Here is a 1,190-nt window from a genome sequence, read left to right as displayed (position 1 = left end):
AACGGTTTTTGAATGGGTTTGTGTCCAATTGTGCGAATTGGGTTGCCATTTTTACTGGGTCTAAAGAACTCATGAGGGGCTTTGTTGCTTAAATCGATGGAACTAAATCAAGAAGCTACGATCTGATCGGCTACACCCATTAATCGTCGTAGCCTCATGCCTAAACCTCGTTACAAAACAACTAACTGGACGCAGTACAACAAAGCCTTAATAAACCGTGGTTCTCTGACCTTTTGGATTGATGAGGAAGCGATAGCCGAGTGGAAGCAAAACAAACAAGGCAAGCGTGGTAGACCTCGCCGATTCAGCGACTTAGCCATTACTACCGCACTGATGGTTAAGCGCGTCTTCTCCATGCCATTGAGAGCGCTGCAAGGCTTTCTAGACTCAGTATTTAAGCTGGCTCACATCCCGCTTGTTTGCCCACACTACACCTGTATAAGCCGCCGAGCTAAGGAAGTTGAAGTTTCATTTAAAACCAAAACCAGAGGAGCGATACAACATCTGGCAATTGATGCCACTGGCCTCAAGGTTTATGGCGAAGGTGAATGGAAGGTCAAGAAGCATGGAACTGATGGGAAGCGAAGAGTCTGGCGTAAGCTGCATATCGCAGTAGATACAAGCACCCACGAAATAGTCGCAGCAGAGCTGAGCTTATCTAACGTAACCGATGCCGAAGTGCTCCCTAACTTACTCAAGCAGACACGTCGCAAAATCATTGAGATATCAGGCGATGGCGCTTATGACACAAGGAATTGCCATGATGCCATACGGATCAAGCGAGCTGTTCCGCTCATCCCGCCAAGAGAAGGAGCAGCCTTCTGGGAACAAGGGCACCCTCATAACTTAGCGGTAAGTTGCCAGAAGCTCTACGGCTCCAACAAGAAGTGGAAAAAGCGGTATGGTTATCATAAGCGCTCGCTCTCAGAGACAGCAATGTATCGGGTAAAACAGTTGTTAGGTGGGAAACTAAGCCTAAGAAATTACAATGCTCAGGTTGGCGAGACTTACGCCATGATCAAAGCACTGAACAAACTTACAGGGCTTGGTATGCCTGAAACTCAGTATATTGTTTAATAATTATTCAATTTCGGACGACTTGGTTTTCTGTCCGAATTACGCAACAAAGCCGATTCTGTTGGTTATAGCTCAAGCTTTACCGAAAATGTAATTTTACTGAAGGTGTTGGC

General features: G+C 46.1%; 1 protein-coding gene. It reads left to right on the top strand.

Annotation, left to right across the window (positions count from 1 at the left end; translation table 11 throughout):
- Positions 1–156 precede the first annotated feature (156 nt).
- Positions 157–1,077 (top strand): IS5 family transposase, encoded by a 921-nt coding sequence (locus R7Q11_RS24865; protein WP_225466842.1) that lies wholly within the window; start codon positions 157–159, stop codon positions 1,075–1,077.
- Positions 1,078–1,190 lie beyond the last annotated feature (113 nt).

Source organism: Vibrio sp. 970 (assembly GCF_033339075.1).
The sequence above is the reverse complement of the archived record's forward strand: the minus strand, read 5'-3'. Positions and strand labels throughout refer to the sequence as shown.